The organism is Streptomonospora litoralis, assembly GCF_004323735.1.
GTDB lineage: Bacteria > Actinomycetota > Actinomycetes > Streptosporangiales > Streptosporangiaceae > Streptomonospora > Streptomonospora litoralis.
The window spans coordinates 4,718,543-4,734,102 of the sequence record NZ_CP036455.1; the positions used below are offsets into that span (position 1 = coordinate 4,718,543).

Genomic DNA, 15,560 nt, shown 5'->3' on the forward strand with positions numbered 1-15,560 from the left:
CCACGTGCCCCGGGGCCGCCCCCGCGTCCCCGGGCGGCAGGGCGTGACACCGGATCCGCTCTACCCCAGGCCGCGTTCGTGGAGCTCGCGGGCGCGCTTGCGCGCGTCCTCGGCCAGTTCCATCGCCTCGTCGATGGCCTCGCGGGCCTGGCGCGGGACGTTGACGTAGCGGTCGTCGGCGGCGTCCAGGTAGCCGCGGGCGGCGTGCCGGTCGCGCAGGACACGGAAGTCGCAGGTCGGCGCGGTGATGCCGTCCCACAGCTTGACGGCGCGGATCCGGTCGTACTTGCGCAGCGTCTCGGGGATGTCGGCGTACCACTCCCGAGTGGCCTGCGGGTCGCCCGGGATGGGGACGGTGCCCATCTCACCGATCATGATCGGCTTTCCGGGGTCGATGCCGTGCTCGGGCCCCTCCCGCTGCAGCCACTCATAGGCCGGGCGCAGCGCCTCTTCGAAGGTGTCGACATGGTCCCAGTGCGGCTGCAGCTCGCAACCGGTCATGTTGTACGCCTCCCAGCTGATCCAGTCGACGTAGTCGTTGCCCGGCCACAGGCTCGGCAACCGGTGCAGGTTGCCCTCCCAACCGGTGACGTTCCAGACGAAGATCGCGTTGTCGGCGCCGTTGCGGCGGTATATGTCGACGATATGCCGCCAGGCCCGCACGAACTCCCGGGGCGTGCCGCGGGTGTGGTAGCGCTTGTTCGCGTCGGCCTCGTGGTCGAAGGTGACGAAGAACGGCAGGTCCAGGTCGGCGACCCGGCGCGCCTGCGAGCGCAGCGAGTCGTCGAAGCGGCCGCGGATGATGTCGCGGTAGCTCTGCACCGGATGCCCGCGCACGTTGAACCGCTTGGCCTCGATGTTGGCGTGGATAAAGCGCCCCTGCTCGGCCAGGCGGCGCTCCTTCGGCGTGGGCACGCGGTGCTGGTCGACGCCGTGCCAGGTGTAGACGATGTCCAGGCGGCGTCCGGTGGCGCGCTCCAGCGGCCGCACGTCGCCGCGATAGGGGCTGGCTCCCCACCACACGCCGCACTCGGGCTCCAGAATCCTGCTGACCCCGCATTCGGGCGAGGGCGACGCTGTCGGTGACGGAGTCGGAGTCGGGGTGGGGCCCGGATATCCCGGGTAACCCGGATGCTCCGGCGACGGCTCGACGCCGAGTCCGGGCGTCTCGGAGGCCGAGTGCGGTGGGAACACGGTGAACGGCGGAATCAGCTCCGGCGGAGGACTCTGGCCGGGCTCCCCGCCCGACGGCGAGGGCTTTGCCGGCGGCGAGGGCTCGGGCCCGGAGGGACCGCCCGACTCGGGCGAGGCGGAGGGCGAGGCGTCGGGCTCCGTGCCGGGCGCGGACGGCACGGCCGACACGGACGGCTCGCCCGAGGCGCCGGGTGCGGCGGACGGGCTCAAGTTCGAACTCGCCGCGCCGGACGCCGCCGTCGGCGCTCCGGGCACGGCCGACGGGCGCTGCGTGGCGGACGGACTCGCCTCGTCGGGTGTCTGAGCGGACGAGGGACTCGCCGACGGCGCCGCGGACGCGGACGGCCCAGCGGGAGCACTCGCCGCCGCGGAGGTACTTGCCTGCCCGGCGGCACCCGGAGGAACCGGGGAGCGCTCGCTCTGCGGCGTGTAGCCGGCGTAGCCGCGCGGCATCGGCGAATCCGCGGCCGAGGCCCCGGACGCCGCGGGGCTGGGGGCATACGAGCCGTACCGGGTATCGGGTCCGACCGCGTCGGTGCGGTACACGCTCGTACCCAGCACTCCGGTGGGCGCGCACGCCACCACGGCCACGGTCACCGCGAGCGCCGCGCCGCCGCAGCGCCCGGGCGTGCAGGCGCTCGCCACGCGCGGGACGCCGGATCCCCGCCTGTCGATCCTGTCGGTCCTGTGGGCCCTCCGTCGTTCCCCCATGCACAAATAGCTACCATAGGAACAGGTTCAACTACATGGAGTCACAAACCTCGGCGTGCCGCATCCCGGATAAGTCGGACAGCAACCGGCCACTCCCCCGCCCTCCCCGCTCCCTCAGTAACCGAACCGCCCCCGGCCGGCGCAGGTCAGCGCCGCGACAGTCGTGCGGCCGACCGGACCGAGCCCGCTGCGCCACGCCCCGTCCGGACGCACGCACACCGCCCCGGAGCGGAACCGCATCGGGTTGCCCGAGACGGTATGGGCGGGCGACAGCCGCGCCGTGCCTTCGGTGTCGACGGGCAGCGCCCCGTCGTGGCCGGCGAAGTCCGCCAGACCGCGGAACTCGCCCGCGGGGTCGGCCGCGAAGTCCTCGTAGCGCACCCGCAGGGTGGGCACCCCCGCCGCCGACAGCCGCGCCAGCACCTCGTTCTGCATCGTCCACTGAATCGCGGCCCGAACGGGCGAGTAGCGGGCCATGTCCTGCTCGGGGCTGGTGCGGGTGGCGTCCGGGCGCGGCACCCGCTTGCCCCATGCGTGCGCCACCGCCCGCGGGTCGCGCACCACGTGCACCAGGTGCAGCCGGGAGCCGTAGCGGTGGCGCAGGCACGCCGCCAGCGACGCGTGCTTGCTGGAGTCGACGACCACCCGGCAACCGCTCACCCGGGCCGCCGCGGCGTACAGGCGGTCGTACAGGCCGGTGTAGCGCGCCAGACGCTCCGCCAGGCGCGCCGGGGGCCGCCCGTTGAGCAGAGCGGGGACGAAGCGCGTGCGGTCCACGGACGCCTTGAGCGCGAGGACCTCCCAGGGGTCCAGCCGGTCCCATCCGCCGAAGGCCGCCCCGCCGACCGCCCCCCAGAACCCGCACTCGGCGAACGGCACCCCGCAGCCGCAGGCTTCGCCGTCGATCAGCGCCCTGCGCCACATGTGCACCACCTCGCCGAGCGAGCAGACGCCGGGCAACTCACCCAGCAGCCGCTCGATCAGCGTGGATCCGGAACGGCCCATGCCGCCGACGAAGAGCAGTTGGAAATCGTCCACAGGCGCACCCTAGTACGGTGCGCACCTAAAAAATCACGATATGGAATCGGACAACGGGCGGAGCCGGTCCCCGCGGCCGGCGCGGCGCCCCGGCGGGGTCGCCGGATCCCTCCGGCGCTCCCTGACCGGGCGCGGGCGCATCATGCCCGCGGACCGGCTCACGGCCCGATCACTCGGCGCGGACGATCATCCCGGCGCCGACCGTGGTGTTGCTGCCCTCCTCGATGAGGATGAAGCCGCCGGTCAGCCGGTTGTCCTTGTACTCGTCGGCGAACAGCGGCTGGGTGGCGCGCAGGCTGACCCGCCCGATCTCGTTGAGGGAGAGGTCGGCGGCCTCTTCGTCGCGGTGCAGCGTATTGACGTCCAACCGGTAGCGGATGTCGCGCGCCACGACCTTGGCCGTACGGGTGGTGTGCTTGATGATCAGCTTCGAGCGCGGCGTGAGCTTGCGGCTCTCGGCCATCCAGCACACCATCGCCTCGATGTCCTGGGAGACCTCGGGCTGGTTGTGGGGCCGGCACAGCATGTCGCCCCGCGAGATGTCGATTTCGTCTTCCAGCAGCATCGTCACCGACATGGGCGGGAACGCCTCGGCCAGCTCGCCGTCGGGGGTGAGGATCTTGGCGATGCGGCTGGTCAGCCCCGAAGGCAGGTGCATGACCTCGTCGCCGGCCTTGAACACGCCGCCGGAGATCATCCCGGCGTAGCCCCGGTAGTCGTGCAGTGCGGGATCCGCCGCGCGCTGCGGCCGGATGACGTACTGCACGGGGAACCGGGCGTCGATCAGGTTCCGGTCGGAGGCGATGTGCACATGCTCCAGGTGGTGCAGCATCGAAGAGCCGTCGTACCACGGCATGTTGATGGAGCGGTCCACGACGTTGTCGCCGTGCAGCGCCGAGATGGGGATGAAGGTGAGGTCGCTGACGTCCAGCTTCGTGGCGAACGCCGTGAACTCCTGCTTGATCTCCTCGAAGCGCTCCTGGGAGTAGTCGACGAGGTCCATCTTGTTGACGGCCACGACCAGGTGCGGCACCTGCAGCAGGGTGGTCAGGAAGGCGTGGCGGCGGCTCTGCTCCTGCAGGCCCTTGCGCGCGTCGACCAGGATGACCGCCAGGTCGGAGGTCGAGGCCCCGGTGACCATGTTGCGGGTGTACTGGATGTGGCCGGGAGTGTCGGCGATGATGAAGGTCCGTCGCGGCGTCGCGAAATAGCGGTAGGCGACGTCGATGGTGATGCCCTGTTCGCGCTCGGCGCGCAGGCCGTCGGTGAGCAGGGCCAGATTCGTCTGCTCCTCGCCGCGGCCGCGGCTGGTGCGCTCCACGGCGTCGAGCTGGTCCTCGAAGATCGACTTGGAGTCGAAGAGAAGGCGGCCGATCAGCGTGGACTTGCCGTCGTCGACGGAGCCGGCCGTGGCGAACCGCAGGATGTCTGTACTCATATGCACGCGTTCCAAAAGGGAAAGGGTGGGGAGAGGGCGGCGCCGGGCTCTAGAAGTAGCCCTCGCGCTTGCGGTCTTCCATGGCCGCCTCGCTGGAGCGGTCGTCGGCGCGCGTCTGGCCGCGCTCGGTGATCCGGGTGGCCGCGATCTCGGCCATGATCTCCTCCAGACCCTCGGCCGAGGAGCGCACCGCGCCGGTGCAGGTCATGTCGCCCACCGTGCGGTAGCGGACGGTGGCCTCGAACAGCTCCTCGTCGTCGCCGCGGGTGATGAAGGGGCTGTCGGCGAGCAGAATGCCGTCGCGCTCGAAGACCGTGCGCGCATGCGAGTAGTAGATCGCCGGCAGTTCGAGGTTCTCGCGGGCGATGTAGCCCCACACGTCGAGCTCGGTCCAGTTGGACAGGGGGAACACCCGGATGTGCTCGCCCATGTTGATCCGCGTGTTGTAGACGTTCCACAGCTCGGGGCGCTGGGCCTTGGGGTCCCACTGGCCGAACTCGTCGCGGAAGGAGAACACCCGCTCCTTGGCGCGGGCCTTCTCCTCGTCGCGGCGGGCGCCGCCGAACGCGGCGTCGAAGCCGTGCTCCTCCATCGCCTCCAGCAGCGCCGCGGTCTGCAGCCGGTTGCGGCTGGCCCAGCGGCCCGTGGGCTCGACGACCTTCCCCTGGTCGATCTGCTCCTGCACCGAAGCGACGACCAGCTTGACGCCGGCCTCCGCGAGGCGGCGGTCGCGGAACTCCATGACCTCCGGGAAGTTGTGCCCGGTGTCGACGTGCATCACCGGGAAGGGGATCGCGCCCGGCCAGAAGGCCTTCTCCGCGAGCCGCAGCATGACGAGGGAGTCCTTACCGCCGGAGAACAGCAGCACCGGCCGCTCGAACTCCGCGGCCACCTCGCGCATGATGTAGATCGCCTCGGCCTCCAGGAAGTCCAGCTGGGAGAGCTGGTACCGGCCGAGCGGCGCCGTATTGGCCTGAATCATGAACCCGCCTCACGCTCCTCTGACGCACACGCGCGGTGGTTGCGCACTCATCCCGCCGCGTGTGGGTCCGCGTCGTCGCGCTCGGCGACGCCGCGGATACTAGCCAACAACATATTCGACAATTCCGGTCGACAGACAAGAATATCCGGGAGTGACGGGTTGGTCCTGTTGTAGGACAGCTCACTGCCGTCGATACGGGAGGTGTGCAGACCCGCAGCGCGCGCCACCGCCACCGGTGCTGCGCTGTCCCACTCGTACTGGCCGCCGGCGTGCACGTAGATGTCGGCGATGCCCAGCAGCACGGCGCAGATCTTGGCGCCGGCCGAGCCCATGGGGACGATCTCGGCGCCCATCTGCGTGGCCAGGCGCTGCACGAACTCCGGCGGCCGGGTGCGGCTGGTGGTAATGCGCAGCCGCTGCTCGGTGGGGCGCTCATCGGGCAGCCACGGGGGGTCGACGGTCGATACGGTGCTGCCCTGCGCGGGCAGCGACACCGCTCCGGCCACGAGTTCGCCGTTCTCCCACAGCGCCACGTGCACGGCCCAGTCGGTGCGGCCCGACTCGGAGAACTCCCGGGTGCCGTCCAGCGGGTCGATGATCCACACCCGCCGGGCGCCGAGCCGCGCCTTGTCGTCGATGCCCTCCTCGGAGAGGACGGCGTCGCTGGGGCGCAGGCGGCCCAGACTGGAGAAGAGGAACTCGTGCGACGTGCGGTCGCCGAGTGTGCGCAGGACCTCGGGCTCGTCGAATCCCTGCCGCGCCCGCAGCCGGAGCAACTGCTGCCCCGCCTCGGTCGCCAGGTCGCGCGCCACTTCGTGATCGTTACGGATGCTGCTCACCGGCCTTAGTACGCTCCCGCTCCGCGGACAACTGCTGACCATGTCTTCCACAGGATCTGGACGTCCAGGGTCAACGACCAGTTTTCCACGTATCGCAGGTCCAGACGGACGGATTCCTCCCAGGAGAGGTCCGACCGGCCGCTGACCTGCCACAGTCCTGTCATGCCCGGTTTGACGACCAGGCGCCGACGAACGTCGCGGCCGTACCGCGCCACCTCGTCGGGCAACGGCGGCCGCGGACCCACAAGTGACATATCTCCCCGAACGACGTTGAGCAGCTGGGGGAGCTCGTCCAGCGAATAGCGGCGCAGCCAGCCGCCGAACGCGGTGACCCGGGGGTCGCGGCGCATCTTGAACAGTACGCCGTCGTGCTCGTTGGCGAGGCGCAGCCCGGTCTTGAGGTGCTCCGCCTCGACCACCATGGTACGGAACTTGTAGACCGTGAACTCGACACCGTCCTTGCCCACGCGTGTCTGCCGGAACAGGGCCGGCCCCGGGTCCAGTCCGCGGATCAGCGCAGCCAGCCCGAGCAGCAGCGGAGCCAGCGCCGCCAGTGCCAGCGCGGCGGCCGCCCGGTCGAACAGCCCCTTGACCACCCGCCGCGCCCCCGCCAGTTCGGGGTGCTCCACGTGCAGCAGCGGCATCCCCGCGACCGCCCGGATGGTCGTGCGCGGACCGGCCACCTCCATCAGGGCGGGCGCGACCGTCAGGTCGGTGCCGCTCTTCTCCAGCCGCCAGGCCAGCCGCCGCAGCTCCAGACCGTCCATCTCCGGGCAGGAGAGCACCGCCACCGTGTCGGCGCCCGCTCGCTCGGCCGCCTCGGCCGCCTCGCCGAAGCCGCCCAGCACCGGGCAGCCGTCGATGTCGCCGGGGCCGATGGGCTCGCCGCTCATCCGGCGCCGGGGCAGGCACACGCCGATGACCCCCATCCCGTGGTACGGCTCGCGGCGGAACTGGCGCACCAGGTCGCGGGCGGACTCCGGGTGGCCGACCACGACCACGCCGCGCATGCACAGGCCCCGCGCACGCAGCCGGTGCAGCCGCTTGCGCCAGGCGTAGCGCATGATCAGGGTGCCCAGCACGACGGTGGGCAGCGCCAGCAGCACGTAGCCGCGTGCGACGTCGACCTTGGCGGAGTAGGCGGTGATCGCGACCGCAGCGGTCAGCACCACGCCGGCGCTGAGTACGCGGCGGAACTCCTCGGTGCCCTGCCCGATGAACCGGCGGGCGTAGCCACCGGAGAACGCGACGACCAGCACCCACAGGGCGGGCAGCGCCAGCGAGAACAGCAGGTACCAGGGCCCCGCCGACGTGGTCAGCGGGTGGCCGAAGCGGATCTGCAAGGCGGACGCGCCGGCGAGGACCCCGGCACCCGCGTCGATCCACAGCAGCCCGTGGACATAGGAGCGCATCCACGCGGAGGAGGCGCGCGCGGCCGACGCTCCTGCCGTATGCGCCGGGACCCGTTCGGTGACGACCATAAACCCCAACTTCGGCACGGCCCCCTGTCCGCACTGTGCGCCGCGGTGCCCGGCGCGGCCTCCGGCGCGACGCCGGCCCGCCGTGCCGACCCGATACGCGATAGCAGGGCGGATGCGCGCGGCACGCGCGCGGACACGACGACGAACAAGGGGTGCGGAACGCGAACTGACCCGACAGATCATAGCTAAACGTGATCGCATAGTCGCGCGACGTGACAGGATGTAGCCGGAAAAAGCCATTGGGTCGCGGCGGTTGAAGAAGAACCGGGTCGATCAGGCCCGGTTCGTGTGCCGGTCGTGCGGGGTCGTTGCCCACGCCGACCGCAACGCTTCCCGCACCATCGCCGTACGCGGCGAGGCTGCGTGGAATGCGGGGCGTGCGTCACGCGTCCCTGCCGCCCCGTAGCGGGGGTGTCTGGTCGGAGGAGCCCACCCGGCAGCCGGTCGGGCGGCTACCTCCAAGCCCGGCCTTCAGGGCCGGGTCAAGTTGACACCGACGTGTGGAAGGTGTTCTGCGCCTTCTCCAGCCCGTCGGTCAGCACGGTCTCGACGGCGTCGGCGGCGCGCTCGACGACCACGCCGAGGTCCTTGCGCTCCGCGGCCGAGAAGTCCTTGAGCACGTAGGCGGCGGCGTCCATCCGGCCGGGCGGGCGGCCGACGCCCACGCGCACTCGCAGGTAGGCCGGATCCGCCAGGGAAGAGGCGACCGAGCGCAGGCCGTTGTGGCCGCCCGCGCCGCCGCCGCGCTTCAGGCGCAGCGCGCCGAAGGGGATGTCCAGCTCGTCGTGGATGACGAGGATTCGCTCCAGAGGCACCTTGTAGAAACGGCTCAGAGCCGCCACAGGCCCCCCGGAGAGGTTCATGTAGGAACGGGGTTTGGCGAGCACCGCGGGCACGCCCTGCAGGCGGGTCTCGGCGACTTCGGCGCGCGCCTTGTGCGCCTTGAACCGCTGCCCGCCGCGCTCGGCCAGTGCCTCGGCCACCATGAAGCCGACGTTGTGCCGGTTGCCGGCGTAGGAGGGACCGGGATTGCCCAGCCCCACGACCAGCCACCGCTCCGACTCGACCGGGGCCACTTCACCGCTCCGCTCCTCGGCCGGCGCGGCGCCGCGCACCCGCCGCAGTAGACCGTGCATAGCAGTCCGCCGTCCGCCATCCGTTCCCCGCACGATCGGCCGGGATCCGGACGCGGGCAGCGGCCCGCGTCCGGATCCCAGCCGATCGCGGCTTGCTCTGCTGTGCCTACTCCGAGGCGGTCTGGGCGGACTCGCCCTCGCCGGACGCCTGTTCGGCCTCCTGGCCGGCCCCCTCGGCGGCCTCTTCGGCCGCCTCGGCGGCGACGTCGGCCTCGGCGGTCTCCAGCGCCTCGACCTCTTCCTCGCTGCGCTCCGGAGCGATGGTCAGCAGGATGGTCTCGGGGTCGCTGACCAGCTCGGTGCCGCGGGGAAGCTGGAGGTCGGCCGCAGTGACGTGCGCGCCGACCCCGAGGCCCTCGATGTCGTACTCGACGCCCTCGGGGATGCGGGTGGCCTCGGTCTCGACCTCGACGGTGATCAGCTCCTGGTTGAGCACGCCGCCGGACGCGATCTCACCGGTGAGGGTCACCGAGATCTCGACGGTGACCTTCTCGCCCTTCTTCACCACCAGCAGGTCGACGTGCTCCAGGAAGCCCTTGATCGGGTCCCGCTGAACACTCTTGGGCAGCGCGAGGTTGTCGGAGCCGGTCAGGCCGTCGACACGCAGCAGCACGTTCGGGGTCTTCAGGGCCAGCATCAGGTCATGGCCCGGCAGGGCGATGTGGCGAGGGTCGGTGCCGTGGCCGTAGAGGACGGCCGGCACCTTACCCGCGCGGCGGACGCGCCGTGCGGGGCCCTTGCCGAATTCCGTGCGCGGCTCGGCAGCGATGCGTACCTCGGACACGACAAAACTCCTCGGGATCGTCCCCGCAAGCCACGGGGAACACGACTTCACATAGAACGGCTCCCGCGTGGACGGCGACGTCCTCAGGGCCGCTGCCTGCCGGCGGAAGCCGACCGCATCCCACCGCGTCGAGCGCGCCCGCCCCGGAGCGCGAACACTCGCCGACGGCGCCGCACCGGCCGCGGTGGTGCGGCCGGAATGCCTAGCGCGTCCCAGCGGGAGCTGGGGACACTCGGTCAAGTCTAATGGCTCCGCCGGGCCGCTCGAACACATGGCGCCGCGGGAGGGCGCCGCGGTCCGCGCCCACCCGCGGTCGGCTCAGCCCTCGAACAGGCTGGTGACCGAGCCGTCGCTGAAGACCTCGCTGACGGCACGCGCCAACAGCGGGGCGATGGAGAGCTGGGTGAGCTTCTCGAACCGCCGGTCCTTGGGCACCGGAAGCGAGTTCGTCGTCACCACCTCGGAGATGCGCGAATTCTGCAGCCGCTCGGCGGCGGGACCGGAGAGCACGCCGTGCGTGGCCGCGGCGATGACCTCCTCGGCCCCCTGCTCGAACAGCGCGTCGGCCGCTTTGACGATGGTGCCGGCGGTGTCGATCATGTCGTCGACCAGCACGCACGTGCGGCCCCGGACCTGCCCCACGACCTCGTGCACGCGGACCTCGTTGGCCACTTCGGGGTCGCGCCGCTTGTGGATGATCGCCAGCGGCGTGCCCATCCGGTCGGCCCACCGGTCGGCGGTGCGCACCCGGCCGGCGTCGGGCGAGACGATGGTCGCCTCGGTTCCGGCGACGCGCGACTGCACGTAGTCGGCGAGCAGCGGCAGCGCGAAGAGGTGGTCGACCGGGCCGTCGAAGAAGCCCTGGATCTGGTCGGTGTGCAGGTCGACCGACATCAGCCGGTTCGCCCCGGCGGTGCGGAACAGGTCGGTCATCAGCCGCGCCGAGATGGGCTCGCGGCCCCGGTGCTTCTTGTCCTGGCGCGCGTAGCCCAGGAACGGTGTCACCACGGTGATGCGCTTGGCCGAAGCCCGCTTGAGGGCGTCGACCATGATCAACTGCTCCATCATCGACTCGTTGATGGGGTCGGCGTGGCACTGCAGCACGAAGGCGTCGCACCCGCGCACCGACTCCAGGTAGCGCACGAAGATCTCGCCGTTGGCGAAGTCCTGGAACTTCGTCGGCGCGACTTCGATGCCGAGCTGTTCGGCCACCTGCTCCGCGAGTTCGGGGTGCGTGCGCCCGCCGAACAGCATGAGCTTCTTCTGACCCGCGGCCTTCATGCCGGTCACTTCAGAGATCCCCCACAGACACAAACAAAGACACGAACACAGTCACTGTTCATCGCGGCGCTCGGCGGCCTCGGCCCCCTCGCCCGCCGCCTGTTCGGCGGCTTCGGCGGCGGCGGATCCCGGGCGCTTGCGCCGCACCCAGCCCTCGATGTTGCGCTGCTTGCCGGCCGAGACCGCCAGCGCACCGGGCGGGACGTCTTCGCGGACCACGGTGCCCGCACCGGTGTAGGCGCCCTCGCCCACGTGCACGGGCGCGACGAAGGTGTTGTCGCTGCCGGTGCGGGCGTGGTCGCCGATGGTGGTGCGGTTCTTGCTGACACCGTTGTAGTTGACGAACACCGAGGAGGCGCCGATGTTGACGCCTGCGCCGATGTCGGCGTCGCCGACGTAGGTCAGATGCGGGACCTTGGCCCCCTCGCCGACCGTGGAGTTCTTCACCTCGACGAACGTGCCGATCTTGGCGGCGGGCTCCACGACCGTGCCGGGGCGCAGATAGGCGTAGGGGCCGACGCTGGTGCCGGGGCCGATCTCGGCGTCGTCGGCGACCACGTGGCGCACGACCGCATCGGCGCCGACACGGGTGGCCTGCAGTCGGCAGCCGGGGCCCACGACGGCGCCCTCCGCGACGCTGGTGCGGCCCAGCAGCTGGGTCTGCGGCTCGACCACGGTGTCGGGGCCGATCTCGACCTCGGCATCGACCCAGGTCGAAGCGGGGTCGACGACTGTCACGCCGGCGCGCATGTGCCCGGTCAGCAGCCGGTCGTTGAGCATGCGCCGCGCTTCGGCCAGCTGCACGCGGTCGTTGACGCCCTGGATCTCGGTCCACTCGCGCGCCACCGAGGCTCCGACGCGGTGGCCGTCGCCGCGCAGGATCGCCACGGCGTCGGTGATGTACTCCTCGCCTTTGGCGTTGTCCGTGGACAGCCGCCCCACCACCGAGGCCAGGTGGGCGCCGTCGAAGGCGTACATGCCGGAGTTGATCTCGCCGACGGCGCGCTGTTCGGGCGTCGCGTCGGCGTGCTCGACGATGCAGGTGAAGGCGCCGGAGGCATCCCGCACGACCCGTCCGTATCCGGCGGGGTCGGGGACCTCGGCGGAGAGGACGGTGACGGCGTTGCCGTCGGATTCGTGCGCCTCGACGAGGTCGGAGAGGGTGCGCCCGCGCAGCATCGGCGTGTCGCCGTAGGCGAGGACGACCGTGCCCGAGAGGGTGACGCCCTGGGCGGCCAACTCCTCGACCGCCATCCGCACGGCGTGGCCGGTGCCGTTCTGCTCCTCCTGCACGGCCGTGGAGACGGCCGGGGCGGTGTCCTTCAGGTGCTGGACCACCCGCTCGCGCGCATGCCCGACCACGACCACCGTGCGCTGCGGGTCGAGTTCGTCGGCGGCGGCCAGCACATGCCCGAGCATGCTCCGGCCGCAGATCTCGTGCAGGACCTTGGGAAGCCTGGACTTCATTCGGGTGCCCTCGCCCGCCGCAAGGACGATGACGGCAGCCGGACGGCTCACGCTCACTGGCGGAGACTCCTCATGTCGCTGGCGGATGCGGATGACCCCCGCGCTCGCGCGGGCGGGGATTGCCGGTTTCACAGACACGGTGCAGCGCCGGCCCCGCGGTTCTCAGCGGGACCGACACGACGTGTCCGTTCGGCTGACGGCTCACGGCGGAACCGCGACCAGACTCCACCCAGGGCCGACATGGGAAGGATACATGCGGCATTTGCCGGGCGCGGCTGCGCCCGCGGCGCCCGCACCACGCGTCGCGCGCGACATTCGGAGCAACGCAGGCGCCCGGACGCGGGCGGGTGGGCGGCACGCGGCGCTGCGGGTGCGGCGGCCGCGGCGCGGGCGGGGTGTGACATAGGCGATCGGCGGGCGCACGCCGGTGCCGCAGGGGGCTACGCCGCGCCGCTGTCCTCGGCGGGCTCCCGGGGAAGGATTCGAACCCTCACCTCAAGGCACCAAAAGCCTGTGTCCTGCCATTAGACCACCCGGGAAGGACGATCGCCGCCGTCGGCGGAAGGCGGCGCGGTCCGCATGCCAACGATAGCGGCTCGGCGCGGGCGTCGGCACATCCGCCGCCGTGCGGGGCGGCGGGCGTGGTCGGCGGGGGAAGGCGCGGGGCGGCTGCGCAGGCGATTCGTGTTCCGTGCGCTGCACCGGTTGGAACTTACGAGACCGTAGGTTACGGTTACGTAGGCATAGGTTCCGGCGACCGACGCGCGGTCGGGCGGCCGGAGCGGACCTCCGCGCCGACTACCGCAGTTAGGCCCACGAACAAGGTGGACATATGACCGCAGCACCCGAGATCGCTCCTGAGAAGGCCAAGCGCACGCCCGAGCCCGAGATCGACCCCGAAGGCCGGGGCAGGCTGGAGCGCTACACCGTCTTCGCGTTCGTCTTCATCCCGCTGGCGGCCCTGGCCGCCGCCGTGCCCTTCGCCTGGGGGTGGGGCCTCACCGTCACCGACATCGTGATCGGGACGGTGTTCTACCTCGTCAGCGGCCTGGGCATCACGGTCGGCTACCACCGGCACTTCACCCACGGCTCGTTCAAGGCCAACCGCCCGCTGCGCATCGCGCTGGCGATCGCCGGGAGCCTGGCCATCCAGGGCTCCGTCATCAAGTGGGTCGCCGACCACCGCCGCCACCACAAGTACGCCGACGCCGAGGGCGACCCGCACTCGCCGTGGCGCTTCGGTGACGACTGGCGCTCGGTGGCCAAGGGCCTCTACTACGCGCACATGGCCTGGCTCTACCTCGACGAGGAGAAGACCTCTCCGAAGCGCTTCGCCCCGGACCTGCTCAAGGACTCCGACATCCGCCGCGTCGACCGCTGGTTCGGCCCGCTGGTGGCCTTCTCGCTGCTGGGCCCGGCCGTGATCGGCGGCCTGGTCACCATGTCCTGGTGGGGCGCTCTCACCGCGTTCTTCTGGGCAGGCCTGGTCCGCGTCGCGCTGCTGCACCACGTCACCTGGTCGATCAACTCCATCTGCCACACCATCGGCGAGGAGAACTTCGAGGTCCGCGACCGCTCCCGGAACGTGTGGTGGCTGGCCATCCCGTCCTTCGGCGAGTCCTGGCACAACCTGCACCACGCCGACCCCACCTGCGCCCGCCACGGTGTACTCAAGGGCCAGATCGACATCTCCGCCCGCGTCATCTGGATGTTTGAGAAACTCGGATGGGCGAGCAAGGTCCGCTGGCCCAACGCCGATCGCCTTGCCGCCAAGCGCGTCAGCGTCGAGAATTGAAGTGAGTTTCCACCATGGGAACGGTCAGCGAGAGCGAGCAGCAGACACAGACGCAAACACAGTCGCGCCGCAGGCGCATGACCGGAAAGCAGCGCCGGGAGCAACTGCTGGACATCGGCCGTGAACTCTTCGCCGAGCGCGGCTTCGACGCCACCTCGGTCGAGGAGATCGCGGCTCGGGCGGGCGTGTCCAAGCCCGTCGTCTACGAGCACTTCGGCGGCAAGGAGGGCGTCTACGCGGTGGTCGTCGACCGCGAGATGCAGACGCTGCTCGGCATGGTCGCCGACTCGCTGACCGCAGACACCCCGCGCGGCAAGGTCGAGAACGCGGCGCTGGCGCTGCTGCGCTACGTCGAGGAGTACAGCCAGGGCTTCCGAATCCTGGCGCGCGACTCGCACGCGGCGTCGGGCACCGGCAGTTTCGCCAGCCTGATCAGCGACATCGCGACACAGGTCGAGCACATCCTGGGCGAGGAGTTCGGCAACCGGGGCTTCGCCCCCCAGCTCGCCCCGATGTACGCGCAGTCGCTGGTGGGCATGGTCGCGCTGACCGGCCAGTGGTGGCTGGAGGTCCGCAAGCCCAAACGCGAGGTCGTGGCGGCCCATCTGGTCAACCTGGCCTGGAACGGACTGTCCAATCTGGAGCCGCGCCCGCGGCTGGACCACGTCCAACGCAAGCGCGGCGACTAGTCCACCACCTCTGTCCGGCCGCGCGACGCGCGGCCGGACAGAGGTGCTTCCGCAGCGGGCGACTACTATCTTGATATCAAGAGATAGGCTGTCGGTATGCGTGATGAGGTCGACGGTCTGGTCGAGGCGTGGCGCGCCGAGCGCCCCGACCTCGACATCGAACCCCTACAGGTGCTCAGCCGGGTCTCCCGCCTGGCCCGCCACCTGGACCGCGCCCGGCGCGCAGTCTTCACCGAACACCAGCTGGAGCCCTGGGAGTTCGACGTCCTGGCCGAACTGCGCCGCTCCGGCCCGCCCTACGAACTCAGCCCGGGACGGCTGCTGCGCGCCACCCTGGTCACCTCCGGCACCATGACCAACCGCATCGACCGGCTCGCCGCCGCCGGCATGGTGCGCCGCGGCCCCGACCCGGCCGACAAGCGCGGCGTCCTGGTGCGACTCACCCCCGAGGGGCGCGAACGCGTCGACGGCGCACTGGCCGACCTGCTCAGCTACGAGGAGTCGCTGCTGGCCGGAGTCTCCCGCACCGACCGCGATGCGCTGGCGGCACTGCTGAGATCGGTGCTCTCCCCGCTCGACGTGTAGTCGCCGGAGGCGAGCCGCCGATACCGAGCGCGAAAGAGCTTCACCGGAAACCTGCGCCGCTAGAACCCGGTCAGTAGCGCTCCGACGACCTGTTTCAGATCGCCGGTCCCACCCGGGCCGTCGAATTCGGGAGGGCGGCA

General features: G+C 71.1%; 14 protein-coding genes, 1 tRNA gene and 1 pseudogene. 5 read left to right on the forward strand and 11 right to left on the reverse strand.

Going from position 1 to position 15,560, the window contains the following annotated elements; translation table 11 throughout:
* Nucleotides 1-60: 60 nt before the first annotated feature.
* Nucleotides 61-1,023, reverse strand: a complete 963-nt coding sequence (locus EKD16_RS19825; RefSeq protein WP_394347288.1) for a glycoside hydrolase family 26 protein — start codon at nt 1,021-1,023, stop codon at nt 61-63.
* Between the two features lie 172 nt (nt 1,024-1,195).
* On the opposite strand from EKD16_RS19825, the gene EKD16_RS19830 reads away from it, so the two are divergent.
* Nucleotides 1,196-1,498, forward strand: a complete 303-nt coding sequence (locus EKD16_RS19830; protein WP_131100132.1) for a hypothetical protein — start codon at nt 1,196-1,198, stop codon at nt 1,496-1,498.
* A 521-nt stretch (nt 1,499-2,019) separates the two neighbouring features.
* Here the strand turns inward: EKD16_RS19830 and EKD16_RS19835 are convergent.
* The 5 genes from EKD16_RS19835 to EKD16_RS19855 all read right to left on the reverse strand — a co-directional run bounded on the left by EKD16_RS19835 (nt 2,020) and on the right by EKD16_RS19855 (nt 7,683).
* The gene (locus EKD16_RS19835; protein ID WP_131102806.1) at nt 2,020-2,910 is read right to left on the reverse strand and encodes a sulfotransferase family protein; all 891 of its coding nucleotides are present in this window, start codon (nt 2,908-2,910) and stop codon (nt 2,020-2,022) included.
* A 202-nt stretch (nt 2,911-3,112) separates the two neighbouring features.
* A complete protein-coding gene (locus EKD16_RS19840) occupies nt 3,113-4,381 on the reverse strand; it encodes a sulfate adenylyltransferase subunit 1 (RefSeq protein ID WP_131100135.1) in 1,269 nt (422 codons plus the stop codon).
* 49 nt (nt 4,382-4,430) lie between these two features.
* On the reverse strand, nt 4,431-5,363 hold the full coding sequence (gene cysD, locus EKD16_RS19845) for a sulfate adenylyltransferase subunit CysD (RefSeq protein WP_131100138.1): 933 nt from the start codon (nt 5,361-5,363) through the stop codon (nt 4,431-4,433).
* A 47-nt stretch (nt 5,364-5,410) separates the two neighbouring features.
* Nucleotides 5,411-6,202 (reverse strand): 3'(2'),5'-bisphosphate nucleotidase CysQ, encoded by a 792-nt coding sequence (locus EKD16_RS19850; RefSeq protein WP_131100141.1) that lies wholly within the window; start codon nt 6,200-6,202, stop codon nt 5,411-5,413.
* A gap of 5 nt (nt 6,203-6,207) precedes the next feature.
* Nucleotides 6,208-7,683 (reverse strand): sugar transferase, encoded by a 1,476-nt coding sequence (locus tag EKD16_RS19855; protein ID WP_242677075.1) that lies wholly within the window; start codon nt 7,681-7,683, stop codon nt 6,208-6,210.
* Between the two features lie 256 nt (nt 7,684-7,939).
* Here EKD16_RS19855 and EKD16_RS19860 point away from each other — a divergent pair.
* Nucleotides 7,940-8,089 (forward strand): annotated as a pseudogene (locus EKD16_RS19860) (RNA-guided endonuclease TnpB family protein); the annotation flags it as partial.
* A 76-nt stretch (nt 8,090-8,165) separates the two neighbouring features.
* Here EKD16_RS19860 and pth read toward each other — a convergent pair.
* The 5 genes from pth to EKD16_RS19885 form a co-directional block, all read right to left on the reverse strand.
* Nucleotides 8,166-8,819, reverse strand: a complete 654-nt coding sequence (gene pth, locus EKD16_RS19865; RefSeq protein WP_131100143.1) for an aminoacyl-tRNA hydrolase — start codon at nt 8,817-8,819, stop codon at nt 8,166-8,168.
* 106 nt (nt 8,820-8,925) lie between these two features.
* Nucleotides 8,926-9,603 (reverse strand): 50S ribosomal protein L25/general stress protein Ctc, encoded by a 678-nt coding sequence (locus tag EKD16_RS19870; RefSeq protein WP_131100146.1) that lies wholly within the window; start codon nt 9,601-9,603, stop codon nt 8,926-8,928.
* 318 nt (nt 9,604-9,921) lie between these two features.
* Nucleotides 9,922-10,893: a ribose-phosphate diphosphokinase gene (locus EKD16_RS19875; RefSeq protein WP_131100149.1), complete on the reverse strand. Its 972-nt coding sequence runs from the start codon at nt 10,891-10,893 to the stop codon at nt 9,922-9,924.
* A 42-nt stretch (nt 10,894-10,935) separates the two neighbouring features.
* The gene (glmU, locus tag EKD16_RS19880) at nt 10,936-12,408 is read right to left on the reverse strand and encodes a bifunctional UDP-N-acetylglucosamine diphosphorylase/glucosamine-1-phosphate N-acetyltransferase GlmU (protein ID WP_131100152.1); all 1,473 of its coding nucleotides are present in this window, start codon (nt 12,406-12,408) and stop codon (nt 10,936-10,938) included.
* 410 nt (nt 12,409-12,818) lie between these two features.
* Nucleotides 12,819-12,890 (reverse strand) — tRNA-Gln (locus tag EKD16_RS19885).
* Between the two features lie 293 nt (nt 12,891-13,183).
* Here EKD16_RS19885 and EKD16_RS19890 point away from each other — a divergent pair.
* The 3 genes from EKD16_RS19890 (at nt 13,184) to EKD16_RS19900 (ending at nt 15,420) form a co-directional block, all read left to right on the forward strand.
* Nucleotides 13,184-14,146 carry an acyl-CoA desaturase gene (locus tag EKD16_RS19890; RefSeq protein WP_131100155.1) on the forward strand — a complete coding sequence of 321 codons (963 nt, stop codon included), beginning with the start codon at nt 13,184-13,186 and terminating at the stop codon, nt 14,144-14,146.
* 77 nt (nt 14,147-14,223) lie between these two features.
* The gene (locus tag EKD16_RS19895) at nt 14,224-14,835 is read left to right on the forward strand and encodes a TetR/AcrR family transcriptional regulator (protein WP_394347353.1); all 612 of its coding nucleotides are present in this window, start codon (nt 14,224-14,226) and stop codon (nt 14,833-14,835) included.
* Nucleotides 14,836-14,931: 96 nt separating this feature from the next.
* Nucleotides 14,932-15,420, forward strand: a complete 489-nt coding sequence (locus EKD16_RS19900) for a MarR family winged helix-turn-helix transcriptional regulator (protein ID WP_131100162.1) — start codon at nt 14,932-14,934, stop codon at nt 15,418-15,420.
* Nucleotides 15,421-15,560: the final 140 nt, after the last annotated feature.